The sequence below is a fragment of the Rhodoferax sp. U11-2br genome, assembly GCF_018619435.1.
In the GTDB taxonomy this organism is placed as follows: Bacteria; Pseudomonadota; Gammaproteobacteria; order Burkholderiales; family Burkholderiaceae_C; genus Rhodoferax.
The window spans coordinates 17,906-42,872 of record NZ_JAHFZF010000020.1; the positions used below are offsets into that span (position 1 = coordinate 17,906).

Below are 24,967 nucleotides of genomic sequence, written 5' to 3' on the forward strand. Positions count from 1 at the left end.
TAGGGTGTTGTATCACCAAACACCCCGTCTTCGCACCAGCCGCAGGCAGCTGGTGCCTCAGGCTGTGCGTTTTGACGCAATTGGCCAGTAACGTACCACCCAGGCGGCCAGCGAAAACGCGGTGGCCATGGTGGTGACGGCCAGCCATCCCCCATGAGCCAGCACGGTGCTGCCCAAAGTCGCGCCAAGGGCCATGCCCGTGAACATGCCCACAAACAGCACCGCATTGAGTCGGCTGCGGGAAGCAGGGTCGATGCTGTAGACGATGGTCTGGTGCGCAATCAGGGCGGTTTGAACACCCAGGTCGAAACCGACGGTGCCGATCACCAGCAAGCACAGTTGACCCGTGGTGGACAGGAACGGGCTCAGACACAGCGCAGCAAAGGAGAGGGTGGCGAGTCCTGCGCCCAGGCGTGTCACCAGCTCAGGGCCACGCCGGTCAGACAGATGGCCTGCCAGGGGCGCAGCCAAGGCACCTACTGCGCCTGCCAGGCCAAAGGCACCGGCCACAGCACTGCCCATCCCAAAAGGTTGGCCGTGCAACATCACCGCCAGGGTGGACCAGAAGGCGCTGAAACCCACCGATAACAGCCCTTGGGCCAGGGCCGCCCGGCGCAGGCTGGCATGGCGACGCAGCAGCGCCCAGAGTGAGCCCAGCAAAGCCCGGTACGGCAAGGTGGTGGTGGGTGCGAAGTTGGGCAGGCTGCGCCACACGGTGATGCCAATGATCGCCACGCCAATGGCGGCGGCGACAAACATGCTGCGCCAGCCAAAGTGTTCCGCAACAAAGCCACTGACAACACGTGACAGCAGAATGCCCAGCAACAGCCCGGTCATCACGGTGCCTACCACTTTGCCGCGCCGTGCCGCCGGGGCCAGGGTGGCCGCAGCTGGCACGATGTCCTGGGCCAGGGTGGCACTCAGGCCAATGGCCAGGCTGGCGACCAGCAGCCAGACAAACGAGGGGGCCCAAGCCGCCGCCAGCAAGGCGGCCACCAGCAGCAAGGCTTTGATGAGAATGATCTGGCGGCGGTCATGGCGGTCGCCCAGCGGCGCCAGCAGCAAAATGCCCAGGGCGTAGCCAAGTTGGGTCAGTGTCGGCACAAAACCGACATCCACGGTGCTGGCACCCATGTCGCTTGCCAGAATGCCAAGCATGGGTTGGCTGTAGTAAAGGGACGCGGCGGCCAAGCCGGCACCGCTGGCCAGCAAGAGCACCAGCGGTGTCGATACTGGGTCGCGCACCGAAGCCGCAGATATTGATGGGGTGCTGCTTCTGTCATGCACATTTTGGATAGAAGACATGGTGTGATCCTGAACGGTTGAGGTTGGGATCGATTCTTCTCAGTTTGACAGTGCAGCGGTAGTCCCACGTACCGCAGACTTGTTATACATTGCATGCATGAATAAGCCTGTTGCTCCTTCTACAACCACCGCCACAAGCCCCGCTGTGTTGTCGGGTGCAGGTGACCGCATCGAACTGATGCAGACCTTTGTACGTATCGTCGAGGCTGGCAACCTGTCGGCGGCGGCAAGCCAGTTGCGCACCACGCAGCCGACCGTCAGCCGCCGTTTGCAAACCCTGGAGCGCTCTCTAGGTGTACGTCTGTTGCAGCGCTCCACACATGCCATGCGCTTGACCGAGGATGGACAACGCTGTTATGAGCGTGCCAAGGATTTGTTGGCCAGTTGGGCCGCCTTCGAGTCCGACCTGCGTGGTGCCGGTGACGCGCCACAAGGGGTGTTGCGGGTGGTAGTGCCCCACGCTATTGGGCAGGACCGGTTGATCCAGCCGCTGGCAGACTACCTGGGGCGTTACCCTCAGATGAGGGTAGAGTGGTTGTTGCACGACAACAGCGTCCTGCAGGATTTCATCGCTGGCGGGGTGGACTGTGCGGTTCAGGTCGGTGAGGTCACTGACCCGGCCTTGGTGGCGATCAAACTGGCCGAGGTGCCGCGTATTGTGGTGGCTGCGCCGTCAGTGCTGGCAGGTGCTGCGCTGCCCGAACAGGCGGTTGATCTGGCGGCGTTGCCCTGGCTGGCGCTAAAAACCTTTTATCAGAACCAGGTTGTGCTGCAGCATCGGGAAACCGGTGAGGTCCAGCGCCTGACCATTTCACCACGCATGAGTACCGACAACCTGTACGCTTTGCGCAGTGCCGCCTTGCAAGGCATGGGGGTGTGTATCGGGTCCATCTGGGTGTTGGCCGAGGATTTGGCCAGTGGGCGCTTGCGCCACCTGGCACCGCAATGGCATGCCGCGCCCTTGCCTGTCTACCTGGTCTACCCCTACGCGTCCTTTTATCCGGCCCGGCTGCGTCGGTTTGCTGACATCCTGCGTGAGGCAGTCCCGAAGTGGTTGCCGGGTACCGGCGCACAGCCTGTGGCCAAGGCTTAGCCTGGTTACACCACCTGGCCGAGTTTGAAGATGGGCAGGTACATCGCGACCACAATGCCGCCGATGACGGTGCCCAGGACCACGATGATGATGGGCTCCATCAGGCTCGAAATACCAGCCACCATGTCATCCACCTCGGACTCGTAAAAGTCGGCGGCTTTGCCCAGCATGTGGTCGATCGAGCCCGACTCTTCACCGATGGCGCACATCTGCAGCACCATGGATGGAAACAGGTTGGCGTTGGTCATCGCAGCTGTCAGGGCGGTGCCTGTGGACACCTCCTGCTGGATCTTGAGGGTGGCTGACTCAAACACATAGTTGCCAGCGGCGCCGCCCACCGAGTCCAGCGCCTCCACTAGCGGCACACCCGCGGCGAACATGGTCGAGAGTGTGCGTGTCCAGCGTGCAATGCTGGATTTTTCCACCAGCACCCCAAAAATCGGCAGCTTGAGCATCAGCCGGTCCATGAAGATCTGCACCTTGATGTTGCGCCGCCAAGCCTGCATGAAAAAGTAAAAACCACCAAACAGACCGCCAAAAATCAGCCACCAGTAAGCGACAAAAAACTCGCTCATGGCAATGACCAACAGCGTGGGGGCGGGCAGGTCGGCACCAAAACTGGTGAACACCTCCTTGAACGAAGGCACCACAAAAATCATGATCACCGCAGTGACGACAAAAGCCACGATCAAGACCGCAATTGGGTACATCAAGGCGGACTTGATCTTGGACTTCATCGCCTCGGTCTTTTCCATGTAGACCGCCAGGCGGTCCAGCAGCTGGTCCAGGATACCGGCGGCTTCACCGGCCTCGACCAGGTTGCAGTAGAGCGCATCAAAGTGCAGCGGGTACTTGCGAAACGCCACCGACAGTGAGGTGCCGGTTTCGACATCGCTGCGGATGTCATTGAGCAGGCGGGTCACGTTCGGGTTGGGGTTGCCCCGGCCCACAATGTCAAAGGCCTGCAGCAGCGGCACACCGGCTTTCATCATGGTGGCGAGCTGGCGGGTGAAGATGGCAATGTCTTTGGGCTTGATGCGCTTGCCAGCGCTCATGCGGCGTTTTTTGATCTTTGTGGGCATCACCCCCTGGCGGCGCAGCGCGGCGGTGACCTGGTTTTCACCGGCGGCGCGTGTCTCTCCGCGCACTTGCTTGCCATTGCGGTCCTTGCCTTCCCACTCGAAGACAAATTCCTTGACTGTTTTGGGTTTCGTTTTGTCGGTTGCCATGGTGCGCCGATTGTGGTGGTTTACTCGTTGGTAACAGCCAAAACTTCTTCAAGAGAAGTCAGCCCCATCTTCACTTTGTACAGCCCAGACTCGCGCATGGTTTTCACGCCTTCACGCCGGGCCTGCTCGGCTATGTCCAGCGTGCTGCCGTCGCGCAGGATGATGCGCTGGATATCTTCACTGATCGGCATCACCTGGTACAGGCCGATACGGCCTTTGTAACCGTTGTTGCAGGCGCTGCAACCCACCGGGTGGTACGGTTTCCAGCTGCCATCGAGGTCTTCGGGGTGGAAACCTGCTTCGAGCAAGGCTTTGTCAGGAATCTCGATGGCCTTTTTGCAGGTCGGGCACAAACGGCGCGCCAGACGTTGCGCCGTGATCAGCAACACACTCGATGCAATATTGAACGGAGCCACACCCATATTGCGCATGCGCGTGAGAGTTGATGGGGCATCATTGGTGTGCAAAGTCGATAGCACCAAGTGTCCTGTCTGTGCGGCCTTGATGGCAATATCGGCTGTTTCGATATCGCGGATTTCCCCCACCATGATGATGTCGGGGTCTTGCCGAAGAAAGGACTTGAGCGCCACCGGAAAGGTCAGCCCGGCTTTCTCGTTGACATTGACCTGGTTGACGCCCGGTAAATTGATTTCGGACGGGTCTTCCACCGTGGCGATGTTCACACCCGGTTTGTTGAGCAGGTTCAGGCAGGTGTACAGCGACACGGTTTTGCCCGAGCCGGTCGGGCCGGTGGCCAGGATCATGCCATAGGGCCGACCGATAGCGTTCATCAGCCGCTCTTTTTCCTCCGGCTCGTAACCCAGCGCGTCAATGCCCAGCTTGGCGGTGCTGGGGTCAAGGATCCGGATCACGATCTTCTCGCCAAACAGGGTGGGCAGGGTGCTGATACGGAAGTCGATCACGCGATCCGGTCCGACCTTCAGCTTCATCTTGCCGTCTTGCGGCACCCGCTTCTCGGAGATGTCCATTTTGGAGATCACCTTGATGCGCGATGCCAGTTTCTCTTTGATGGCAATCGGAGGTGAGGCAATTTCGCGCAGCTCACCGTCAATGCGAAAACGCACCCGGTAGTTGTGCTCGTAGGGCTCGAAATGCAAGTCAGAGGCGCGCATGGAGAACGCATCGAGCATCATCTTGTGCAGAAACTTGACAACCGGTGCGTCGTCCACCTCGGACGACGCCGCTGCCGCGCTGTCGCTCACCTGCTCGGACATCAGCTCGTCGAACTCGAAGTTGTCACCAATGATGTTGTCGATCGACTCCGTGGCCGACAGTGAGTTGGTGGACACCAGTTTGAGCAGCTTGTCGTATTCGGCCACCACCCAGTCCACACTGAGCTGGGTTGAGAACTTGATCTTCTCGGCCGACTGCTGGTCAGACGGGTCGGCGGTGGCGACGATCAGGCGGTTTTGCCGTTTTCCGAGCACCACCAGTCGGTAGTCCTGGCAGATTTTGCTATCAAGCAGGCCACGCGGCAGCAGTTGCGAGTTGACCGAGTCCAGGTCAATCATGGGCACTGCAAATGCCAGCGACAAGGTGTGCGCCAGGTCTGTGGCCGACACTGCGCCCGAGCCGGTGATCTCCGCAATGAAGCTGGAGCGTTTGGCCAGGGCTTTGCGGAAAATGTCTTCGGCAGATTTCTGATCGAGCTTGCCGGCCATCACCAGCGTGCGCCCCAAGCCAGGCAGGTTGCTGGCGGGCATGCTGAGCGGCATAAGTTCGGTGATGGACATAAGGTGAGAATGTACTACCTGGATGGCGGGTTATAACTTTTCAGGGTGACTTGGTCGTGTCTGAGTTGGCAAATATGCGACTTATTGAAGCGGTCAGCGTCATCGTTCACGGTGTGGGTGCCTAGGACAGCAAGGCCTGGGCAAACTCCTGGGCGTTGAAGGTTTCCAGGTCTTCAAGCTTTTCCCCGACCCCGATGAAGTAGACCGGAATCGGCCGCTCGCGGGCAATCGCTGCCAGCACGCCGCCCTTGGCCGTGCCATCCAGCTTGGTCACGATCAGGCCGGTAAGCCCCAGGGTGTCGTCAAAGGCTTTGACCTGGTTGAGTGCGTTCTGGCCGGTGTTGCCGTCAATGACCAGCAGCACCTCGTGCGGCGGGATACTGCTGGCACCGGACTCGCCCGCTTGATCCGCCAGCGGGCCGGTCTTCTGGATCACCCGTTTGATCTTTTTCAACTCTTCCATCAGGTGCAGCTGGGTCGGCAGGCGCCCAGCGGTGTCGACCAGCACCACATCTCTCCCGCGTGCCTTGCCGGCGCTGACCGCGTCAAAGGACACCGCCGCCGGGTCACCGCCGTCCTGGCTGATGATGTCGACCGTGTTGCGGTCAGCCCAGACACCCAGCTGTTCGCGTGCCGCCGCCCGAAAGGTGTCGGCTGCGGCCAGCAGCACGCTGGCACCGTCGCTGGCCAGGTGTCGGGTGAGTTTGCCTATCGAGGTGGTTTTGCCCGCGCCATTGACACCTGCCACCATGATCACCGTGGGTTTGAACTGGCCAATTTGCAGGGGTTTTTGCAAGGGCAACAGCAGCTCGGTGAGGGACTGCACCAGCAGCCCTTTGACAGCTGCTGGGTCTGTGGTTTTGCTCTCTTTGACACGGCGCTTGAGGTCTTCCAGCAGATGCTCAGTGGCTTTGACGCCGGTGTCGGCCATCAGCAGCGCCGACTCCAGGTCTTCGTAGAGTGCATCATCAATCCGGGTGCCGGTGAACACCGTGGTGATGCTGGCGCCGGTTTTGCGCAGGCCACTCGTGAGTTTGGCCAGCCAGGAGCTGCGCGCCGGTGTTTCGGCGGCGGTGCTTGCTGTGACGGGTGCAGATACCGGTGGCAGCGGGTCTGGCGATGGGGATACCGGAGTCTGCACCGATGGGGCTGCGACTTCGGCGGCTGGCAGAACCGCCTCAGGGGCAGATGATGCAGGGGGAGGCGCTACGGACTTTTTTTTGAAGAAGCTGAACATTTTGGGGTTTCGTGGTATCACAGCATTCTATGAAACGTCCAACCTCTCTTGCTACGCTTTTTTATGTTGCCACCCATTGCCTGGTGCCCCTGTGGATGGCGATGGTCTTCAGTCACACCGCTCTGGCGCAAGTCGCCGCACCACCCAGTGCCACACCAGCCGCCGCCGAGGCCAGCCGTGCCCGGCAGTTCACCCTGGCCAACGGGCTGACCTTGATCGTCAAACCCGACCGACGTGCACCTACCGCTGTCCACATGTTGTGGGTACGTGTGGGCTCGATGGACGAGGTGGACGGCAGCTCCGGTGTCGCCCATGTGCTGGAGCACATGATGTTCAAAGGCACACCCAGTGTGCCTGAGGGCGAGTTCTCACGCCGGGTCGCGGCACTGGGCGGGCGCGACAACGCGTTCACCAGCCGCGATTACACCGGGTATTACCAGATGATCCCGTCACAACGCCTAGAAGACGTGATGCGGCTGGAGTCGGATCGTTTTGCCCACATGCAGTGGTCAGACGAGGCCTTCAGGAAAGAACTCGAAGTGGTCAAGGAGGAGCGCCGTCTTCGCACAGAAGATAACCCTCTGGCCCTTATGAATGAGGCGCTGAATGCTGCTGTATTTGTAGCATCTCCGTACCGCCGACCGATTGTGGGCTGGATGAGTGATCTCGATGCCTTGACCCCTGCTGACGCCCGCGCCTTTTACCAGCGCTGGTATGTGCCCGCCAACGCTGCCGTGGTGGTGGCCGGTGATGTGGACGTGGTGCAGGTGCGTGCCCTGGCCGATAAGTACTACGGCAGCTTGCCGACCCGCGCGGTGCCCGAGCGCAAACCACGCACCGAGCCGGTGCAAATCGGCATCAAACGCCTGAGCTTCAAGGCCCCGGCTGAGCAGGCCCAGGTGACGCTGGCCTTCAAGGTGCCCAGCCTGCAATGGTCAGCCGATGTGCAGGCGCAGGACGACGCCCTGGCCTTGACCGTGTTGGCTGCGGTGCTCGATGGTTACCAGGGTGCTCGCCTGGAGCGGGCCCTGACCCAGGGGCCGGACAAGGTGGCCGACAGCGTGGGTGCTTACAACGGCCTGTGGGGTCGCGGGCCGCAGCTGTTTGTGTTGATGGGTGTGCCCACCCAGGGCAAAAGCACCGAGCAGGTGGAGCAGGCCCTGCGCGCGCAGGTGCAACGCGTGGCGACCGAGGGCGTCACCGAAGCCGAGCTGGCGCGTGTCAAAACCCAGTGGGTTGCCAGCGAGGTCTACAAACTCGATTCCTTGTTCAACCAGGCCCGTGAACTGGGCAGCCAGTGGGCACAAGGCCTGCCGGTGGACGCAGGTGAGGTGCTGGTGCAGCGCCTGCGTGCCGTCACCGCTGAGCAGGTCAAGGCCGTAGCGGCCAGGTATTTTGGGGATGACCAGCTCACCGTGGCGCAGTTGCTGCCCCAGCCGCCTGACAAAAACCGCAAAACTCGCACGCCACCGACCGGCGCCAGACATTGAGACAGTTTGCACGATCACCTTATGAATACTCTTAAAAAAATAGCTACTTGCGCTTTATGGACGGGGGCTACAAGCCTATTTCTTATAAATTTCGCGTGGGCAGCCCTTCCCATCGAACACTGGACCCAAACCAGCGGCGCCCAGGTCTATCTTGTGCAAAGCCCGGCCATCCCGATGGTGGATGTGCAGATCGACTTTGACGCCGGTGACCGACGCGACCCGGCCGCCCAAGCGGGGCTGGCCAATGTGACTGCGGGTATGGTTAGCCATGGTGTGTTGGCCGGATCTGGCCCGGACGAGCCCGCGCTGGATGAAAACGCCCTGGGTGAAGCTTGGGCCGACCTGGGCGCGAGTTTTTCGGTGGGCGCTGGCAACGACCGCATGAGCTTTTCCTTGCGCTCGCTCACCTACCCGGATCTGTTGGGCCGGGCGGTGCAGCTCGCTGCGCGGCAGCTGGCACAGCCCGCGTTCCCGGTCGACATCTGGCAACGTGAACGCAGCAGCCTGCAATCGGCCCTCAAAGAGGCCAACACCCGCCCGGGCACGCTGTCTGGCCGCGCTTTTTCACAGGCCGTGTATGGCAGCCACCCTTACGGGTACGAGATGACCGAGGCCACGCTGGCCAAGATCGAGGTGGCTGACATGCAGGCGCTGTACCGCCAGGCCATCACACCGTGTCGCGCCAAGGTCACGGTGGTGGGCGCAGTCAGCAAGGTGCAGGCTGACAGCTTGGTGAAGCAGCTGCTCAGCAAGCTACCGGTGGACGAGAAGGCCGCTTGTGCCCCCTTACCCACTGTTGCCGAAGTGTTGCCGCTGACGGGGCCGTCCGAGCAGCGCATCGCCTTTGACTCGGCCCAGGCGCATGTGCTGATCGGCCAGCCCGGTTTCAAACGTGACGACCCGGATTATTTCGCGCTCACCGTGGGCAACTACATCCTCGGTGGCGGAGGGTTTGTGTCGCGCCTGACCCATGAGGTGCGTGAAAAGCGTGGCCTGACCTACAGCGTGTCCAGCGGTTTTGCGCCGGGTCAACACGCCGGAGCCTTCACCATCGGGCTGCAAACCCGGCCTGACCAGGCGGACGAGGCGGTCAAGGTGGTGCGCGAGGTGCTGGCCAACTTTGTCACCAATGGGCCAACTCAGGCCGAGTTGCAGGCCGCGAAGGACAACCTGGTGGGTGGTTTTGCGCTGCTGATTGACAGCAACCGCAAGCTGCTCGGCAATGTGGCCAACATCGCCTGGAACAATCTGCCCTTGAATTACCTCGACACTTGGACGCAGCAGGTCGACAAAGTGACGGTGGCCGACATCCAGGCCGCGTTTGCCCGCAAATTACAACCCGAGCGCATGGTCACCGTGGTGCTCGGTGGCCGCTGACAGGTCAAACGCCCGGCCACACCGGATAACATGCCCGCACTGTTTAGACACCCAACAACCTGACCGATGAAAAAAGACCCACCCGCTCCCTACCGCAAACCTGTGCGTCCCCGCGCCGTCCAAAGCCATGAGGTTCGCATCATTGGGGGCTTGTTCAAACGCAGCAAACTGCCGGTCGCTGATAAACCTGGTCTGCGCCCGACACCAGACCGGGTGCGCGAGACCTTGTTCAACTGGCTCGGCCAGGACCTGAGCGGCTGGCGCTGTCTGGACGCTTTTGCGGGGACTGGCGCGCTGGGTTTCGAGTCGGTCTCGCGTGGTGCCAAAGAGGTGCGGTTGGTGGAAAACGACGCGGCCTTGGTGGATCAGCTCAAACGCACGGCCAGCCATTTGAAGATCGACACGGTGCACATCGAACGTGCGGACGGTGTGTCTGCGCTCAAACGGGCCAGCCCCAACAGTCTGGACGCCATTTTTCTGGACCCGCCTTTTGACTCGGACCTGTTTGAGGCAGCGGTACTGGCCGCAGGCCAAGCCGTGACCGATAGCGGTTTTGTCTATCTGGAAGCGCCCACACGCTGGACCGATGAACAGCTGCAAACGGCTGGGCTGCAGGTCTACCGTTATCTCAAAGCGGGTGCGGTGCACGCCCATTTGCTGCGTCGCAGTGGGGTGATTGCACTTTGAAGGCGACCAGCCCAGGGCAGGGCGGCACGATAATCGGCCTCATCCCTTGGCAAGAACCCTGAACCATGCCCCACCTGATAGCGATTTATCCCGGCACCTTTGACCCGATCACCCTGGGGCATGAAGACATCGTGCGCCGTGCTGCCCAGCTGTTCGATCAGGTGATCGTCGCGGTGGCGGCCGGGCACCATAAAAAAACCATGTTTTCGGTGCAGGAACGGCTGGACATGGCGCACACCGCTTTGTCCGATGTGCCGGGTGTTGAGGTGGCGGAGTTTCACGGCCTGCTGCGTGACTTTGTTATCAGCCGGGGCGCCAAGGCGATGGTGCGTGGCCTGCGCGCGGTGACCGACTTTGACTACGAATTCCAGCTGGCGGGCATGAACCGCACCCTGATGCCTCAGGTGGAAACCATTTTTCTGGCCCCCAGCGACAAATACCAGTTCATCTCCAGCACCCTAGTGCGCGAGATCGCCACCCTGGGTGGTGAGGTGGACGCTTTTGTGTCGCCGGGTGTCCACCAGCGGCTGCTGGCCAAAGTGCGCGGCGCTTCTGCCGCCTGATCTGTTTAACTGGAGAACACCATGAAAATTCTTTTGCCTTTTGATGGTTCGGCCGCTGCGCTGGAGGCTGTGCAGTTTGCCATTCGTCTGGCCGGTGATGGGCTGAACACCTCGGTGGTGTTGGCCAATGTGCAAGAGCACGCCAGCTTGTATGAGCTGATGGTGGCGCACGACCCGCAGGTGATCGAGCAGGTCAGCGCCGATGCGGGTGCCAATACCCTGAAACCCGCTCAGACGCTGTTGGAGGATGCGGGCATTGCCTTTGAGAGCGAGGTCAGCACCGGCGACCCAGCACATACCCTGGTGGACATTCTGGAAAACTACGGCTGCGACATGGTGGTGATGGGTGCCAGCGGCACCAGCACCTTGCGCAGTGCTTTGCTGGGTTCGGTGTCCAACGAACTGTTACACGCCGCCGGCGTGCCGGTGGTGATTGTGAAAGCCACGGAAGAGCTCGAGGCTGAGCTGACGGCTTGAAGCGCGCACATTTTCACGTGTACCCAGGACCCAGCGCATGGCATTGCTGATCACCGACGAATGCATCAACTGTGATGTGTGTGAGCCCGAGTGCCCGAACCAGGCGATCTCGATGGGGCCGGACTACTACCAGATCGATCCGGCCAAATGCACCGAGTGTGTCGGCCACTTTGATGAACCCCAGTGTGTGCAGGTGTGTCCGGTGAACTGCATTCCGGTCAATCCGGCGTTTGTGGAAGACCGCGAAACCCTGCTGCAAAAGTACCGCCGCCTGCAGGTGCTTGCGGTTGGGGTGAGTACCGCGTCGTCTTGACCCGTGGGCTGCGGGCTGTGCCGCGCAGTGCGCGCTGAGCGGGTGGTGCCCATGCTGACCTAAGGTTGGTCTTTCGGCGCCGTTTTTTTAGCAGGTTTCTTCTTGGTGGGCGGGCGTCGAGCCTCGGGCACCTCGGCCACAAAACCCAGTTGTTTGGCGGTTTTGTGCTTCAAACGTTTGGGATGAACAAGCACCGGTTCTTCCCGAACCACCACCACCTGCGTTGGGGGTGTGGGTGTCAAGGCGCGTTTGACTTCGGTCGCGCGCATTGCTTTTTCCTTGGCCAGCCGGTCTTTCTCCATGTCCCGCGCCAGCTCGGCATCACGCTGGGTGATGTCGTCCTTGAGTTTTTTCTGCTGTGGGTCGCGGTTGTCGTTGACGTCTAACAGTTTGCCTCCCGGGCAGGGAGACTGGCTGTAGCTCGTGCCACATTTGTAGATATTTTCGGCTCTAGCCCAGGTAGAGAAAGCGCTGGTAGCTATAACTATTAAAGCAATTGACCAGCGCTTGGTGTTCATGGTGTGGCCACTTTCATGACGGAGCTGTTGGGGTCAGCGTCTATGGGGGGCAAGGCTGCGGGCGGCGCAGGGCGGGGAATTTTTGGCCGAGGGGGCTTGCTGGTGTGGATCAAACGGGTGGCCTGTTCCGTGTCACCCGCCAGCAGCTGTGGCAGGGCCTTGAGCGCGCGGTCAATGGTTTGTTCGATGGCGATGCGGTGGTCGGGGGAGGGCTTTTTCAACACCCAGTGCACCACCTCGGCCTTGTTGCCCGGGTGGCCGACGCCCAGGCGCAGGCGCCAGTACTGGTCGGTGCCGAGCTGGGCGTGGATGTCCCGCAGACCATTGTGGCCGGCGTGGCTGCCACCCAACTTGAGCTTGGCCTCGCCAGGCGCGATGTCCAGCTCGTCGTGGGCCACCAGCATCTCCTGCGGGCTGATCTTGAAAAAGTTGGCCAGTGCGGCCACCGACTTGCCACTCAGGTTCATGAAGGTTTGGGGCGCCAGCAGCCACACGGTTTGGCCGTTGACCACGGTGCGCGCGGTCAGGCCGTGGTAACTTTTGTCAAATACCAAGGATGTGTTGAGTGCCTTGGCAACAGCGTCAAGCCACCAAAACCCGGCATTATGTCGGGTGGCGGCGTAGTCCGGCCCGGGGTTGCCGAGGCCAACAAAGAGTCGAATCATGGTGTGAATTATGCAAGCGGGCCATAAAAAAAGCCCACCGAAGTGGGCTCTTGCATAGTCGCAGAGGACTTATTTCTTGGCAGCGGGCTTGGCGCCTGCTTTACCGGCTGGCTTGGCTGCAGCGTCAGCAGCAGGTGCTGCTTCAGCAGCGGGCGCTTCAGCAGCGGCAACCACCACCACCGACACCACCACCGGGTTCTTGTCGCTACCGTGAGCGATGGCCTTGACACCCTTGGGCAGAGGCAGGTCTTGCAGGTGCAGCGAGCTGCCCTTGCGCAGGCCGCTCAGGTCAACGGTGATGAACTCAGGCAGGTCTGCGGGCAGGCACAACACGTCGAGTTCGCTGATCACGTGGTTGGCGATACAACCTTCAGACTTGACGGCCACAGACTGGTCGTCACCCACGAAGTGCAATGGCACCTTCATGTGCAGTTTGGTGTTGGCGTCCACGCGTTGGAAGTCCACGTGCAGAACCAATTGTTTGAACGGGTGCACTTGCACGTCGCGCAGCAGAACCTTTTGTTCTTTGCCACCGATGTCCATGTCCAGAACGCTGGCGTGGAAGGCTTCCTTCTTCAGGGCGTGCCACAAGGCGTTGTGGTCCACCTCGATCAGTTGGGGCTCGGTGGCACCACCGTAAACGATACCGGGTGTGCGACCGGTGATGCGCAGACGGCGGCTCGCACCCGTACCTTGCTTGGCGCGCTCAAAAGCGACTAATTTCATGTTCTAACTCCTGAAGGGGCCGACCGCGACCAGTGCGACCCTGATTTAAAAAAGCTCGGCACCCCGAATGGGTGACGAGCCACTTGAGATTCCGGTCAGAACAGGTTGTCCTGATCAGAAAACAAACTCATGACCGACTTGCCCAGGGCAATCCGGTGGATGGTTTCGGCAATGAGCGGTGCCACATTAAGCTGCCGGATCTTGTGGCAGGCGAGGGCATTGGGGCTCAGCGGGATGGTGTTGGTCACCACCACTTCGTCCAAGGCCTGGCCGTTGCTGATGCGGTCGATCGCTGGGCCGGAGAAAATCGGGTGGGTGCAATAGGCATACACCTTTTTGGCTCCACGTTGTTTGAGCACCTCGGCGGCTTTGACGAGCGTGCCCGCGGTGTCGATCATGTCGTCCATGATGACGCAGTTGCGGCCTTCAATTTCACCGATCACGTGCATCACTTCACTGACATTGGCCTTGGGACGGCGTTTGTCGATGATGGCCAGGTCACAACCGAGCTGTTTGGCCAGCGCGCGTGCACGCACCACACCACCCACGTCGGGGGAGACCACAATCAGGTCGTCGTAATTTTTCTGGCGCAGATCACCGAGCAACACCGGCGAGGCGTAAATGTTGTCCACCGGAATGTCAAAAAAGCCCTGGATCTGGTCAGCATGCAAATCCATGGTCAGCACCCGGGCCACACCCACGGCCTGCAGCATGTTGGCCACCACCTTGGCCGAAATCGGCACACGGCTGGAACGCGGGCGGCGGTCTTGCCGGGCGTAACCAAAGTAGGGGATCACCGCGCTGATCCGTTCGGCCGATGCACGCTTGAGCGCATCGACCATGATCAGCAATTCCATCAGGTTTTCGTTGGTCGGCTGGCAAGTGCTCTGCACCACGAACACATCGCGGGCACGCACGTTCTGTTTGATTTCGACGGTGACTTCACCGTCCGAGAACCGACCAACTTCTGCAGCACCCACACCGGTTTTGAGATGGCTGGCAATGTCTGCTGCCAACGCGGGGTTGGCATTGCCGGTAAAAACCATGAACTCGGGCGGTTGATCGGATTGCATGGTATTCCCAACTGGTAGATCGCTGTTACTTCGGCATGTTGCCAAACAACATGCAAGAATATTTGGCAGGGGAAGAAGGATTCGAACCTTCGCATGCTGGAATCAAAATCCAGTGCCTTAACCAGCTTGGCGACTCCCCTACACGGGTGCATCATGCAGCATGACACACCGATAAACCTATCCTAGACAGCCCACCCTTGCAGGGGATGTGCTGGCAGGTTGTTGCATAACCTGACTTGAAACGACCCAAGCGCACTGCGCGTCTCAAAATTATGCAACGTTTGCGCAAACACCGCACTTCCAGAGCCAGTCATCCGACCAGTCAGTCCTGAAGTTTTTAACCAATCCAAAGCTTGGCTGATTTCTGGACACAACTGCTGGGCAACACTCTGCAAGTCGTTTTGACCGAAGCCAAAGGCGTCTGCAGCGAAGCCTGAAAGTATAGCGGATTTGGTGTCCCTTTTCAAATCTGGATGAGAAAAAATTCTCTGAGTTTCTAAACCCTGGTTTGGTTTGACCACCACAAACCGTGCCGAAGGCACCTCGACGGGGGTCATAATCTCGCCGATGCCGGTGACCCAGGCGTTGTGCCCCCCCAGGAAAAAAGGCACATCTGCCCCGAGTTTCAGTCCAATGGCCTTCAGGCTCGCCAGGCTCAGGTTCAGACCCCATAAGCGGTTCAAGGCCATCAAGGTGCTGGCAGCATCGGACGAGCCACCACCCATGCCGGCTTGTGCTGGTATCTGTTTATCGATGCAAATATGGGCGCCGTAGCTTGTGCCACTGGCTTGTTGCAGCGCCTGCGCAGCGCGCACTATCAGGTCGTTGGGCGGCAGGGGTGTGCTCAGGTCTTCCCGGCTGATCTGACCATCCTGGCGTAACTCGACGTGTAATGTGTCGCTCCAATCGATCAGCATGAACACCGATTCGAGCAAATGGTAGCCGTCGGGGCGGCGTCCCACGATGTGCAAAAAGAGGTTGAGCTTGGCAGGCGCGCAAATATCGTAGATGGATTTCATGGTGGCAAGGGAAAAAGCCTGGAAGTCAGTCGTCGAGCAGCACCCGCAGTTCAGCAACTGGTTCGGGCGAGGTGCGGCGCGCCTGGATTTTGCCTTGCGCTCTTTGGGACAGGTCTACCTGCCAGCCAGGCACCACCTGTGGCTGGCCGTTCAACCAGGCAAACAAGGCGGCCACCGGCACATCGGTGCCCAGCAAGGATATGAGCAACTGCGTCAGATCGCTGAACTCACGCGTTTCGCCCCTGGCCTGTAGCTGTGCACCAGCGGGCGACCAGGACAAAGTAGCTGCTGTGCTGCCCAGTGGGGTGAAAAATTGCAACTCGCCCTGCGCCGGGTTGCCTTGTAATTCAAAGGCTGCGCTGAAGGACTGGCCTTGTTGCGATACGGCGCTGGCATCTTCCTGCACACGCAAGGACAAACGCCCACGCCAGATCATTGGTTCAAGACCATTTTGGCCTCTGCCCCTTGTATTGCTTGCACACCCAGCTACCAAGGAAATAGCTGACAACACACCCGTGGCAAGTACGGCGCGGCGGTTCTTCACAGCGGAACACGCAGGCGTTGGATGGTGTCGCTGAGGGTGTCGTTGTCGGGGTTGATTTTGAGACCGTCGCGAAACACCTGGATGGCCTCTTGTTGTTGACCCGCTTGCCACAGAACCTCGCCCAGATGGGCGGCTATTTCAGCGTCTGGCCGCTCTTTGTACGCGCTGCGCAACAGCCGCACGGCCTCGGTGAAGTTGCCACTGCGGAACTCGGCCCAGGCCAGGCTGTCGATGATAAAGGGGTTGTTGGGTGAAAGCTCCAAGGCCTTTTTGATCAGTGCGATGGCTTCGGGCAGGCGCATGTTGTGGTCGGCCAGCGAATAACCCAGGGCGTTGTAGGCGTTGGCGTCATCCGGCCGGGCTGCGATCAGCGTACGCAACAGCTGTTCCATCTCGGCCAGGTTGCCCAATCTTTCATGGGCCATGGCCAACTCGTAGAGGAGTTCGAGGTCATCAGGGAACTGTTGGGTGAGTTGCTGCAAGCGGTCGCGGGCGCGCGTGAAAAATTTTTCATCCCGCAGCAGCTGCACCTCGGCTGAGCGTTTGAGCCCGGCATCGGCATCCGAGTTCTCGGGCAGACTCTGGATCAAGCTGATGGCCTCGTCCACCCGGCCTTGTTTGGCGATCAAAGCGGCCCGGCGGACCTGTGCGCGCAACACGTCTTCCGGGTTGTCGATCCGCTGTAGCCAGGCCTCGGCGGCTTTGAGATCCTTGCGCTGTTGCGCCAGCTGCGACAAGGACAAAAAGGCTTGAGAGCGGCCGCGTTTGGTCTCTGCTGCCTGTTGCAGTGCAGGCTGGGCGTCAACCAGTTCCAGGTAACGCTGGAACTGTCTTTCAGCCAGGGCAGATTGGCCGGCCTGCATGGCCAAAGCGCCGTCAATCAGCCAGGCATCGGGGTAGTCGGGGGTGTCGGTCCGGATGGTTTGCAACTGGCGCTGTGCATCGTCTTCGCGTCGGTTTTTCAGCAGAACCTTGATGTAGGCCATGCGGAATTCTGGCCGGGCGCCGGGCAGATGTTTTTTGACCAGACTCTCGGCTTGGGGCGTCTGTGGCTGCATCAGCGACAGCGCCAGCAGCGCCGGGTGTTCGGAGCGCGGGTCCATGGCCATGCCTTTGGTGGCGGCGTCCAGCGCCTTGGTGTTGTCATTGGCAGCTTGCCACAAACGCCCCACAACGGCCCACGCGGTGGCGCCCAAGCCTGGGTCGCTGAGCCAAGGGCCCAAGGCTTTCTGGAGGGTGGAGGCCGCCAGTGGCCGATCACTCATGCGCTCAAATGCTTGCGGCAGAGACCAGATCAGATCACGTCGCTCTTTGGCGGGGGCCAAGATGATCTCGCGTTTGAGGACCTCCTGGGTGTCGGCAACGCGGTTCAAGCCGAGCAGAATCTGCACGACAAAATGGTTCGCCTCCCTGGAGTCGGGAATGGCCTGGCTCCAGGCTCTGGCGGCCTGCAGTGCGGAGTCGCCCGAGCGCGCCTGCAAAGCAACCTGAACCGCGCGCCGAAACAACGCGGGCTCTTTGGTTTTTTGCGCCGCATCCAGCAGCAGTGAAAAAGCCGCCCCCGGCTCCTGCACGCGGGCGTTGATTTCACCCAGCAAGATTTCGTAGAACAGAGGTGCGTCCAGTGCAGAGCGTTTGGAGACGGGCTCCGTGGCGCTGGTGGACTGGGCATGAGCCCCGACTGAGCAGGACAGCAGCAGGGGCAGTAGGACGGATGTGAGGCGCATCCATTCATAATAATCCAAGCCCCAAGGATATTTGTCTCATGCCTGAATTACCTGAAGTAGAAGTTACCCGCCGCAGCTTTGTGGATGCCATTGAGGGCGCTCAGGTGTTGGCGGTATCCCTGGGCAAACCGCTGCGCTGGCCGCTGGCTTGCCTGCCGCAGGAATTGGTGGGCCGATCGGTCAAAACCGTGGACAGGCGCGGCAAATACTTGTTGATTGCACTGAGTCAGGGTTGGTTGCTGGTGCACCTGGGCATGTCGGGCAGCCTGCGTTTTGCCGCAGATCTGCCTGCGCCGGGTGTCCATGACCATTTTGAACTGGTCACCACGCGCGGTTGTCTGCGCTTGAACGACCCACGCCGTTTTGGTGCGGTGGTGTACGTGGAGAGTTTGAGCTCCCCTATGGCCATCAAGCTGCTGGGGCGTCTGGGCATGGAGCCGCTGTCGGAAACCTTTGAGCTTGGCCTGTTCACCCAGGGCCTCAAGCGACGAAAGATGCCGATCAAACAGGTGTTGCTGGCGGGCGAACTGGTGGTGGGGGTGGGCAACATCTATGCGTCCGAAGCCTTGTTTCTGGCAGGTATCCGACCTACCAGCCCGGCCCATACACTCAGCCGACCCAAGGCGGCCAGGTTGTATGCGGCCATACGTGATGTGCTGGCCAGGGCGGTGGAGCAGGGGGGCAGCACCTTGCGTGATTTCTCCAGCAGTGACGGCAAACCCGGCTACTTCCAGCTGGAAGCCATGGTCTATGGTCGCGCGGGTTTGCCGTGCAAGCGGTGTGACACGGTCATCAAACTGCTGCGCCAGGGCCAGCGATCCACATTTTACTGCCCGACCTGTCAGAAAGCCTGACAGGTGTCGCGCAGGGGACACGTTGGCGAGGGTGCTATATTGATCGACGACCCACGTTTTGGAGGCAGATTGGGAACTTCATTTAACGACAAATTCGACCAGCACAGCGCTTGGCGGCGGGAGTTTGCCTTGCGCCTCAAGCTGCTGTCCCAATGGTTGAAGGACCAGGATCTGCTGGACGCCTCGGTGGAAGACCGTTTGCACCGGCTTGAAACCCAGGTGCGTGTCGACAAGGTGACGGTGGCCTTTGTTGCCGAGTTTTCGCGTGGCAAGTCGGAGTTGATCAACGCGATTTTTTTTGCGGGTTATGGTCGGCGCATCATGCCTGCCAGTGCCGGGCGCACCACCATGTGTCCCACCGAGATGGCCTATGACCCGGAAGTCCCGCCGTGTTTGCGCCTGTTGCCCATCGAGACCCGCCTGCAGCCGCAGTCCCTCATGGAGTGGCGCTTGGCACCCGAGAAGTGGGAGCGGCTGGAGCTGGAGGTCAACAACCCGAAGCAACTGGCCGAAGCGTTTGCCAAAGTGGCAGAAACCCGTCGTGTCACGCAGGACGAGGCGCGTGCCCTGGGCTTCTGGCACAGCGACGACGGCAATGCAGTGCCTGATGCCAATGGCCTGTTGGAGGTGCCCAAGTGGCGCCACGCCTTGATCAACATCGCCCACCCTTTGCTCAAGCAGGGCCTGGTCATTCTGGATACACCGGGCTTGAATGCGATTGGTGCCGAGCCTGAACTCACGGTCAGCCTGATCCCGCAAGCGCAGGCGGTGGTGTTTATCCTGGGTGCCGACACCGGGGTGACCCAATCTGATCTGTCGATCTGGCGTGAACACCTGGTGGAAGACGGGCAGGACCTGTCAACACGCCTGGTGGTGCTGAACAAGATCGACACCTTGTGGGACGCACTGGACAGCCCGCAAGAGGTTCAGGCACAGATTGAGCGGCAAAAACGCGGTTCGGCCGAGATTCTGGGTATTCCCGCAGACCAAGTGGTGGCGGTGTCGGCCCAGAAAGGCCTGCTTGCCAAGGTCAAGAATGACGCAGCGCTGCTCAAACGCAGTTGCCTCGAGCAATTGGAAGATGCCTTGAGCCAGGACATCATGGGGCGGCGGCAAAAAATTCTGGGCGCAGCGGTGAGCCGTGGCATCACTGCCCTGCGCGGTGAAACCGGTCGCTGTGTGCACATCCGCCGCCGTGACCTGACCGAGCAGCTGCTGGAACTCAAAGGTTTGCAGGGCAAGAACCAACCTGTGATCAAAAACATGCGGGCGAGGGTGGCGCAGGAGCAGGCCGAATTTGATGCTGCTGGCGTCAAGATTCACGCGGTGCGTTCGGTGCACTTGAAACTGATCCGTGAAATTTTTGGCTTGCTCGGTCCGAAGGCCCTCAAGGACGAGATGGCGCAACTGACCGCGGCGCTCAAGCAAAAAGGCTTCAAACTGGGTATCAAGCGCTCTTATGGTGAAACCTTCGAACGGCTGCGTGCCAATTTGCGCCAGGTGCATGCCAAGGGGCTCGACATCCACGCCATGTTGGCGGCTACCTTTTTGCAACTCAACACCGAGTACGGTTTCTCGCTGCAGGTGCCTGATGAGCCCCAGATGGCGCCGTATCTGAGCGACCTGGACCTGATTGAGCGCAGCCATGTGCAATACCTCGGCATCGGCAACGCTTTCAGACTGGCACAACCCGAGTTTGCGGATCGCCTGGTGCGGGCGCTGAGCACCCGATTGCGCACTGTCAATGAAACCGTGCTGGGAGATATTGAGGCTTGGAGCAAGTCGGCCGCTTCGCAGCTGGACTCGCAACTGCGCGAACGGCGCAAGAACTTTGTGAGGCGGCTCGAAGCGATTGACCGTATTGGCCAGGCATCGAGTGGACTCGACGAACGCATTGAGGACATTAATGCCCGCAGCACTGAGTTGGATCAGGTTGAACTCAAGCTGGTGGAGTTGACCGACTCGCTGCTGCAGATGACCACCGCCGCGCGTTTCGGGGTGGCCGTGCATGCTTCCTGAGTTGGTCGCGCAGAACTTTGCGCAGAGATTGGTGGACTGGCAGCGTGCCCACGGGCGGCACGACCTGCCCTGGCAGGCCACGCGCGAGCCCTACCATGTGTGGCTCTCCGAGATCATGCTGCAGCAAACCCAGGTGGTCACCGTGCGCGACTACTTCACCCGGTTTGTGGCGAGGTTTCCAAACGTGGCGGCGCTGGCGCAAGCGCCGCTGGATGATGTGCTGGGCCTGTGGAGTGGTCTGGGTTACTACAGCCGCGCCCGCAACATGCACCTGTGCGCGCTGCAGGTGATGGCCTTGCATGGGGGGGTGTTTCCCCGCACTGCGGCGCTGTTGCAGACCCTGCCGGGCATCGGCCCGTCCACGGCGGCGGCGGTGGCGTCGATCTGTTTTGGCGAACGCGTGGCGATTCTGGATGGCAACGTCAAGCGTGTGTTGACACGTTTCCTGGGTTTTGAGGCTGATCTGGCGCTCTCTGCCAACGAGCGGCTGTTGTGGCAGGAGGCCAACCGCCTGCTGCCAGAGCATGATCTGTCCCACACCATGCCACGTTACACCCAGGCCATCATGGACCTGGGGGCTACGGTCTGCACCGCCAGAAAACCCGCCTGTGTGGTCTGCCCGTTTCACAGTCAATGTCGGGCTGAAGCTTTGGCGCGCCAGGAAGCGTTCCCGGTCAAAACCCGCAAACTCAAGCGCAGCGCGCAAACGATCTGGTTGTTGTGGGCGCAGGCGGAAGAAGGCGCGGTTTGGCTGAGCCAGCGCCCAACCCCGGGCGTGTGGGCTGGTCTGTATTGCCTGGCGCTGTTTGACGACCGGGATGCTTTGCAAGCCAGTGTGCCGCCTGCGCTACAACATCAAATGCAAGACCTGCCGGTGTCCAAACATGTGCTCACGCATAAAGACCTGTATTTGCACCCGGTGCATGTGGTGTTGCCCAAGGTTTCACCACCTGATGTGGCGGGCGCCTGGGTGGCTGCTGAGCGTTGGCCCAGCTTGGGCCTGCCTGCGCCGATCAGGAAGCTGCTGTCGGTCTGAAGCTGGCATCCATGTCACGGTGCCGCTTGAACGTCACCTAAAGCGCGTGAAACTAAGCGAAGTTGCTCTCTGCGCAACAGATGAGCACAACCACGTGTCAAGACCCGTGTGGCTGCTATCACGCTTTGCCTGCGAACCACACACTGTCGGGTGTACCGAGGCGGACGCGTTTTGACGTCGCTTTGGCCATCCACGTCAATGCGGCTGCGCCGACAAGCGCTGTTGCGTCCACCCCTAAGCTGGAAAGGGAGGTATGGGTCCACATGCCCAAAGCGGGCACGAGCCACGCCAGCAAAGATGTGGCAGGAATGGCCAAAGTCAACGCAACGGCCATCCACAACAAATGGATGGCGGCTTGTGCCGCACCGCGTACAAATGCCCAAGTGAGCGCAGAAAAGAAGACCGCGTAGTACAGAATAGGATGCCAGGCGTTCATGTCACTGACCAGACCATGCAACCATTTGCTGCCAACGATGGTCAGCGAAACGCCGCAAATACAGCCTAAGCAAACCCCGACAGTGGCTGATGCCATGAGGCGGGTATCTAAGCGCTGGGCAGGTAATGTCTCTGCCTGTCTTGGTTTCATCTTCCTGCGGCTTTCCACCCAGAGAAGGTTTCCACTGTAGAACAGCCAGGCCCCAGCCAAGCCCAGCAGAAAATACATCCACTGAACCGCTATGCCACCAAAAGCGGCCATGTGCAGCGCGAAGAAGCTGCTGATAAATAGGCTGGGCGTGCTCTGCCGACCCGGCAGAAACTCGCTATTGACGACTTTGCCACTGTAGGGGTCAACAGCCGCAAAACCACCTCTGGCTCGCGGCGAAACTGCCGTTGTGTCCTTTCCCCAGACACGGACCAAGGCGCGTGGCCCCGTCATTTGTTGATACTGCAAGGTTGTGGGCTCGAATCCTGGCGCAAATTCCTTGACCTTGGTGATCAGTTCTATCGGTGTCAACATGGTTGCCGGGTCACGCGGGGCGGAAACCGGTTTGAACGGCCGTTGTTGCTGAAAGGCGGAGCCCCACTTGCCGTCGTGTAAGAGTTTGTCTTGCACGAGGTAGATGCCATCGTGATAGGCAAAACCTACAGATGTCAATGCCATGACCAGATGAAAGGGCAAGCTGACAATGCCCACCACGTTGTGGGCGTCCAGCCACATGCGTTTGATGTTTTTGCCCATGCGCAAAGCAAAAAAGTCTTTGGCCAGCGAAGGCAGCAGCACAACCACTCCGGAGACCAAGGCGAGTGCGTAGAGGCCCGCAATGACGCCCATCACCCAACGATTTGGATCACTGTCTACGGGCAGGCCCACAACACGGTGAAGCACGTCGATGAAGGTTGCCAGATGTGAGGGGTTTGACTGTGCCAGCTTTGCGACGCCTTCGGCGTCCAGCGTCGCCACATAGTGTTGTGTCGATGATTCATCGTGGTCTTCTGCCTCTGGGTCGCGCACCTGCCAACTCAGGCGGGCTGGCAGGTGTTCGGCATCCTGAAGGTGAATGGAAAAGTCTGCCGCGACCGCTGGTTGGGCGATCAGGGTTTTGACGATGAGTTGTTGGGTGTCTGCCAACGGCACAGGCTGCGTGTCGTGCGGGGGCGTGGCCCAGCGTGTTAAAGGCTCTTTGAAAACAGTCAAGGCTCCTGTGTAGAAGGCGATGAACAAGGCCATCCCGGTAACTATGCCCGTCCAGGTATGGATCGATTTGTAGATGCGTACGAAATCAGTTCTCATGATGAAGGCGTTCTGTGTCAAGCCAAGCGCAGCACTGCCAAGCTCCCGCCGCTGAGTACACTGACCGCACCCAACCACATCCAAGCTCTCGCGCCACTGACAAAAAAATAGGTACCGCTGAGCACGCCTAGCCAGATTGGCGGCACCATCCACATGGCCAGTTGGCCACGGATGGCAAAAGGCATCTCGCTGTTGAGTTGCGTGAACCAGCCGCTGCAGACGAGTGCGATGACGGCACCCAGCAGGACACCTGCCAGGGTTTTGGAGAGCCAGTCGCGCTGGATCGGTTGTGTGGTTTTCTTGGCCATGTCATCGGCCTCGCCGCAGGCTCAACAGGGCGCCGATGTAAGGCAGCACGGACAGGGCCAGCATCAGGGCGGTCAGGAACACAAAGGTGGCTGTCAAAAACGACATCACCTGGGCTAGGCTGAGCCAGCCGAGCACCAGCAACAGGGCGCCTAACACACGGGTCGACCGAGCTGGCCAGGACGCTGCGAGCCACCTTTGGTTGGGTGAAGCCAGGTAAATACCGCAACAACCGAGCAAAACGGAGATCAGCCCGATCAAAAAAAATGTCTGCATAGTCAATGAACGCTCTCAGGTCGACAGAGATGGCACATGCGCTTAAGGTTGCGCCAAAAAGAATTGCATACCTCTGGTCATGGCTGGCAACCACGCGGTGCCGTGGTCTTCCTGCGCCAGTTCGTGGTAGATCACTTGGCCCGTCCAGCCCGAGATGTTCTGAAACTGCCCAACCATGTTGCGTGCTTCGGGAATCATGCTGCGGCTCGCGATCAAGGCGCGGAGATCTGGCGGATAACTGTCCGGTGGCGGGTCATCTTCCCGTGCGCCGACACTGATCTGGACGCGAGGAGACACCCCCGGTGGCATCGAAGCCGGCAACTCGCTGAGCAGCTGCTTGTTCTGCCACCAAATGGATGGGCTGGATGCGATGAATGTGGAAAAACTCGTGGGTTGGGTCAACAGCGCATGAAGCACAAACAATCCACCAAAGGAATGCCCAAATAGGGCCTGCCGCTTGTGATCGACGGGGTAACGTGTCGCCACCAGCGGCTTGAGCTCGTTTTGGATAAAGTCCAAAAAACGGTCTGCTCCACCTTCGGATGTCAATGGGTTGGAGTCACCTGCGCCTATGGTGTAGTCGCGTCGACGTGCCGCCACATCAAAGTCTTCGTTCCCCGGATACCCAATTCCAACCACCAAGGGTGCGGTGTGCCCGGTGACCTCACTGCGGTTCGCTGCACTTCTTGCCAGAAATGCTGCAACTGGAAAAGCCGCATTGCCATCGAGCACGTAAAGAACCGGATATCCCTCTGCAGGCGCAGCTGTCGCCGGGACGGACACAAACAGTCGGTATCGGTGGCCAGCAACGCTGGCCCGCACATCCGTTTGTTGCGCTGCTGGCAATACGACCTTGGACCAACCGCGGTTGGTCTCGGTCGCATTGGCTGGAAGCATGGTGGCCCCCAGTACCAGACCACACAGCAGCATCGTTTTATTCAAACGAG

General features: G+C 60.1%; 25 protein-coding genes and 1 tRNA gene. 10 read left to right on the forward strand and 16 right to left on the reverse strand.

Annotated elements, in window-relative coordinates:
• Positions 1–57: 57 nt before the first annotated feature.
• Positions 58–1,305, reverse strand: a complete 1,248-nt coding sequence (locus KKO72_RS13420; protein WP_214939156.1) for an MFS transporter — start codon at positions 1,303–1,305, stop codon at positions 58–60.
• Positions 1,306–1,402: 97 nt separating this feature from the next.
• Between KKO72_RS13420 and KKO72_RS13425 the strand changes: the two genes are divergently transcribed.
• Positions 1,403–2,398: a LysR family transcriptional regulator gene (locus KKO72_RS13425; protein WP_214939159.1), complete on the forward strand. Its 996-nt coding sequence runs from the start codon at positions 1,403–1,405 to the stop codon at positions 2,396–2,398.
• A 5-nt stretch (positions 2,399–2,403) separates the two neighbouring features.
• Here the strand turns inward: KKO72_RS13425 and KKO72_RS13430 are convergent, their stop codons facing one another.
• The 3 genes from KKO72_RS13430 to ftsY all read right to left on the reverse strand — a co-directional run bounded on the left by KKO72_RS13430 (position 2,404) and on the right by ftsY (position 6,618).
• Positions 2,404–3,627, reverse strand: coding sequence for a type II secretion system F family protein (locus KKO72_RS13430; RefSeq protein WP_214939162.1), 1,224 nt, complete (start codon positions 3,625–3,627; stop codon positions 2,404–2,406).
• 20 nt (positions 3,628–3,647) lie between these two features.
• Entirely contained in the window at positions 3,648–5,381 is a 1,734-nt protein-coding gene (pilB, locus tag KKO72_RS13435; protein ID WP_214939165.1) for a type IV-A pilus assembly ATPase PilB, read from the reverse strand.
• A gap of 121 nt (positions 5,382–5,502) precedes the next feature.
• A complete protein-coding gene (ftsY, locus tag KKO72_RS13440; protein WP_214939168.1) occupies positions 5,503–6,618 on the reverse strand; it encodes a signal recognition particle-docking protein FtsY in 1,116 nt (371 codons plus the stop codon).
• Between the two features lie 29 nt (positions 6,619–6,647).
• Here ftsY and KKO72_RS13445 point away from each other — a divergent pair, with 29 nt between their 5' ends.
• From KKO72_RS13445 to KKO72_RS13470, 6 genes are all read left to right on the forward strand, one after another.
• A complete protein-coding gene (locus KKO72_RS13445; RefSeq protein ID WP_371736880.1) occupies positions 6,648–8,108 on the forward strand; it encodes a M16 family metallopeptidase in 1,461 nt (486 codons plus the stop codon).
• A 21-nt stretch (positions 8,109–8,129) separates the two neighbouring features.
• A complete protein-coding gene (locus KKO72_RS13450; protein WP_214939171.1) occupies positions 8,130–9,485 on the forward strand; it encodes a pitrilysin family protein in 1,356 nt (451 codons plus the stop codon).
• 66 nt (positions 9,486–9,551) lie between these two features.
• Positions 9,552–10,172 (forward strand): 16S rRNA (guanine(966)-N(2))-methyltransferase RsmD, encoded by a 621-nt coding sequence (gene rsmD / locus KKO72_RS13455; RefSeq protein ID WP_214939174.1) that lies wholly within the window; start codon positions 9,552–9,554, stop codon positions 10,170–10,172.
• Between the two features lie 65 nt (positions 10,173–10,237).
• Positions 10,238–10,735: a pantetheine-phosphate adenylyltransferase gene (gene coaD / locus KKO72_RS13460; RefSeq protein ID WP_214939177.1), complete on the forward strand. Its 498-nt coding sequence runs from the start codon at positions 10,238–10,240 to the stop codon at positions 10,733–10,735.
• 21 nt (positions 10,736–10,756) lie between these two features.
• On the forward strand, positions 10,757–11,212 hold the full coding sequence (locus KKO72_RS13465) for a universal stress protein (RefSeq protein WP_214939180.1): 456 nt from the start codon (positions 10,757–10,759) through the stop codon (positions 11,210–11,212).
• A 37-nt stretch (positions 11,213–11,249) separates the two neighbouring features.
• Positions 11,250–11,525 carry a YfhL family 4Fe-4S dicluster ferredoxin gene (locus tag KKO72_RS13470; protein ID WP_214939183.1) on the forward strand — a complete coding sequence of 92 codons (276 nt, stop codon included), beginning with the start codon at positions 11,250–11,252 and terminating at the stop codon, positions 11,523–11,525.
• A gap of 59 nt (positions 11,526–11,584) precedes the next feature.
• Here the strand turns inward: KKO72_RS13470 and KKO72_RS13475 are convergent, their stop codons facing one another.
• From KKO72_RS13475 to KKO72_RS13510, 8 genes are all read right to left on the reverse strand, one after another.
• Entirely contained in the window at positions 11,585–12,043 is a 459-nt protein-coding gene (locus KKO72_RS13475; protein WP_214939186.1) for a hypothetical protein, read from the reverse strand.
• On the reverse strand, positions 12,040–12,708 hold the full coding sequence (gene pth, locus KKO72_RS13480) for an aminoacyl-tRNA hydrolase (RefSeq protein WP_214939189.1): 669 nt from the start codon (positions 12,706–12,708) through the stop codon (positions 12,040–12,042). The genes KKO72_RS13475 and pth overlap by 4 nt, the downstream gene beginning before the upstream one ends.
• 69 nt (positions 12,709–12,777) lie before the next feature.
• Positions 12,778–13,434 carry a 50S ribosomal protein L25/general stress protein Ctc gene (locus KKO72_RS13485; RefSeq protein ID WP_214939191.1) on the reverse strand — a complete coding sequence of 219 codons (657 nt, stop codon included), beginning with the start codon at positions 13,432–13,434 and terminating at the stop codon, positions 12,778–12,780.
• A gap of 95 nt (positions 13,435–13,529) precedes the next feature.
• The gene (locus KKO72_RS13490; RefSeq protein WP_078366461.1) at positions 13,530–14,507 is read right to left on the reverse strand and encodes a ribose-phosphate pyrophosphokinase; all 978 of its coding nucleotides are present in this window, start codon (positions 14,505–14,507) and stop codon (positions 13,530–13,532) included.
• A gap of 63 nt (positions 14,508–14,570) precedes the next feature.
• Positions 14,571–14,647, reverse strand: a tRNA-Gln gene (locus KKO72_RS13495).
• A gap of 42 nt (positions 14,648–14,689) precedes the next feature.
• On the reverse strand, positions 14,690–15,526 hold the full coding sequence (gene ispE / locus KKO72_RS13500; RefSeq protein ID WP_214939194.1) for a 4-(cytidine 5'-diphospho)-2-C-methyl-D-erythritol kinase: 837 nt from the start codon (positions 15,524–15,526) through the stop codon (positions 14,690–14,692).
• Between the two features lie 25 nt (positions 15,527–15,551).
• A complete protein-coding gene (locus KKO72_RS13505; protein ID WP_251140644.1) occupies positions 15,552–15,962 on the reverse strand; it encodes a lipoprotein insertase outer membrane protein LolB in 411 nt (136 codons plus the stop codon).
• A gap of 104 nt (positions 15,963–16,066) precedes the next feature.
• The gene (locus KKO72_RS13510; RefSeq protein ID WP_214939200.1) at positions 16,067–17,797 is read right to left on the reverse strand and encodes a tetratricopeptide repeat protein; all 1,731 of its coding nucleotides are present in this window, start codon (positions 17,795–17,797) and stop codon (positions 16,067–16,069) included.
• A gap of 38 nt (positions 17,798–17,835) precedes the next feature.
• Here KKO72_RS13510 and mutM point away from each other — a divergent pair, with 38 nt between their 5' ends.
• The 3 genes from mutM (at position 17,836) to mutY (ending at position 21,706) form a co-directional block, all read left to right on the forward strand.
• Positions 17,836–18,651: a bifunctional DNA-formamidopyrimidine glycosylase/DNA-(apurinic or apyrimidinic site) lyase gene (gene mutM / locus KKO72_RS13515; protein WP_214939204.1), complete on the forward strand. Its 816-nt coding sequence runs from the start codon at positions 17,836–17,838 to the stop codon at positions 18,649–18,651.
• Between the two features lie 69 nt (positions 18,652–18,720).
• Positions 18,721–20,670 (forward strand): dynamin family protein, encoded by a 1,950-nt coding sequence (locus KKO72_RS13520; RefSeq protein ID WP_214939207.1) that lies wholly within the window; start codon positions 18,721–18,723, stop codon positions 20,668–20,670.
• Complete coding sequence (mutY, locus tag KKO72_RS13525; protein ID WP_214939210.1) at positions 20,660–21,706, forward strand: A/G-specific adenine glycosylase; 1,047 nt, start codon at positions 20,660–20,662, stop codon at positions 21,704–21,706. Before KKO72_RS13520 ends, mutY begins: the two co-directional genes overlap by 11 nt.
• Positions 21,707–21,824: 118 nt before the next feature.
• Here the strand turns inward: mutY and KKO72_RS13530 are convergent, their stop codons facing one another.
• From KKO72_RS13530 to KKO72_RS13545, 4 genes are read right to left on the reverse strand one after another with little or no spacing between them, the layout of a single operon-like run.
• Positions 21,825–23,459: a PepSY-associated TM helix domain-containing protein gene (locus tag KKO72_RS13530; RefSeq protein ID WP_371736881.1), complete on the reverse strand. Its 1,635-nt coding sequence runs from the start codon at positions 23,457–23,459 to the stop codon at positions 21,825–21,827.
• A complete protein-coding gene (locus tag KKO72_RS13535; RefSeq protein ID WP_214939213.1) occupies positions 23,456–23,746 on the reverse strand; it encodes a hypothetical protein in 291 nt (96 codons plus the stop codon). Before KKO72_RS13535 ends, KKO72_RS13530 begins: the two co-directional genes overlap by 4 nt.
• A 1-nt stretch (position 23,747) precedes the next feature.
• Entirely contained in the window at positions 23,748–24,020 is a 273-nt protein-coding gene (locus KKO72_RS13540; RefSeq protein WP_214939216.1) for a hypothetical protein, read from the reverse strand.
• A gap of 42 nt (positions 24,021–24,062) precedes the next feature.
• A complete protein-coding gene (locus tag KKO72_RS13545) occupies positions 24,063–24,962 on the reverse strand; it encodes an alpha/beta hydrolase (RefSeq protein ID WP_251140645.1) in 900 nt (299 codons plus the stop codon).
• Positions 24,963–24,967 lie beyond the last annotated feature (5 nt).

Excerpts from the sequence above, each read along its gene's own strand:
- KKO72_RS13420 (WP_214939156.1), bottom strand. The coding sequence starts at position 1,305 with ATGTCTTCTATCCAAAATGTGCATGACAGAAGCAGCACCCCATCAATA.
- KKO72_RS13425 (WP_214939159.1), top strand. The coding sequence starts at position 1,403 with ATGAATAAGCCTGTTGCTCCTTCTACAACCACCGCCACAAGCCCCGCT.
- KKO72_RS13430 (WP_214939162.1), bottom strand. The coding sequence starts at position 3,627 with ATGGCAACCGACAAAACGAAACCCAAAACAGTCAAGGAATTTGTCTTC.
- pilB (WP_214939165.1), bottom strand. The coding sequence starts at position 5,381 with ATGTCCATCACCGAACTTATGCCGCTCAGCATGCCCGCCAGCAACCTG.
- ftsY (WP_214939168.1), bottom strand. The coding sequence starts at position 6,618 with ATGTTCAGCTTCTTCAAAAAAAAGTCCGTAGCGCCTCCCCCTGCATCA.
- KKO72_RS13445 (WP_371736880.1), top strand. The coding sequence starts at position 6,648 with ATGAAACGTCCAACCTCTCTTGCTACGCTTTTTTATGTTGCCACCCAT.
- KKO72_RS13450 (WP_214939171.1), top strand. The coding sequence starts at position 8,130 with ATGAATACTCTTAAAAAAATAGCTACTTGCGCTTTATGGACGGGGGCT.
- rsmD (WP_214939174.1), top strand. The coding sequence starts at position 9,552 with ATGAAAAAAGACCCACCCGCTCCCTACCGCAAACCTGTGCGTCCCCGC.
- coaD (WP_214939177.1), top strand. The coding sequence starts at position 10,238 with ATGCCCCACCTGATAGCGATTTATCCCGGCACCTTTGACCCGATCACC.
- KKO72_RS13465 (WP_214939180.1), top strand. The coding sequence starts at position 10,757 with ATGAAAATTCTTTTGCCTTTTGATGGTTCGGCCGCTGCGCTGGAGGCT.
- KKO72_RS13470 (WP_214939183.1), top strand. The coding sequence starts at position 11,250 with ATGGCATTGCTGATCACCGACGAATGCATCAACTGTGATGTGTGTGAG.
- KKO72_RS13475 (WP_214939186.1), bottom strand. The coding sequence starts at position 12,043 with ATGAACACCAAGCGCTGGTCAATTGCTTTAATAGTTATAGCTACCAGC.
- pth (WP_214939189.1), bottom strand. The coding sequence starts at position 12,708 with ATGATTCGACTCTTTGTTGGCCTCGGCAACCCCGGGCCGGACTACGCC.
- KKO72_RS13485 (WP_214939191.1), bottom strand. The coding sequence starts at position 13,434 with ATGAAATTAGTCGCTTTTGAGCGCGCCAAGCAAGGTACGGGTGCGAGC.
- KKO72_RS13490 (WP_078366461.1), bottom strand. The coding sequence starts at position 14,507 with ATGCAATCCGATCAACCGCCCGAGTTCATGGTTTTTACCGGCAATGCC.
- ispE (WP_214939194.1), bottom strand. The coding sequence starts at position 15,526 with ATGAAATCCATCTACGATATTTGCGCGCCTGCCAAGCTCAACCTCTTT.
- KKO72_RS13505 (WP_251140644.1), bottom strand. The coding sequence starts at position 15,962 with ATGATCTGGCGTGGGCGTTTGTCCTTGCGTGTGCAGGAAGATGCCAGC.
- KKO72_RS13510 (WP_214939200.1), bottom strand. The coding sequence starts at position 17,797 with ATGCGCCTCACATCCGTCCTACTGCCCCTGCTGCTGTCCTGCTCAGTC.
- mutM (WP_214939204.1), top strand. The coding sequence starts at position 17,836 with ATGCCTGAATTACCTGAAGTAGAAGTTACCCGCCGCAGCTTTGTGGAT.
- mutY (WP_214939210.1), top strand. The coding sequence starts at position 20,660 with ATGCTTCCTGAGTTGGTCGCGCAGAACTTTGCGCAGAGATTGGTGGAC.
- KKO72_RS13535 (WP_214939213.1), bottom strand. The coding sequence starts at position 23,746 with ATGGCCAAGAAAACCACACAACCGATCCAGCGCGACTGGCTCTCCAAA.
- KKO72_RS13540 (WP_214939216.1), bottom strand. The coding sequence starts at position 24,020 with ATGCAGACATTTTTTTTGATCGGGCTGATCTCCGTTTTGCTCGGTTGT.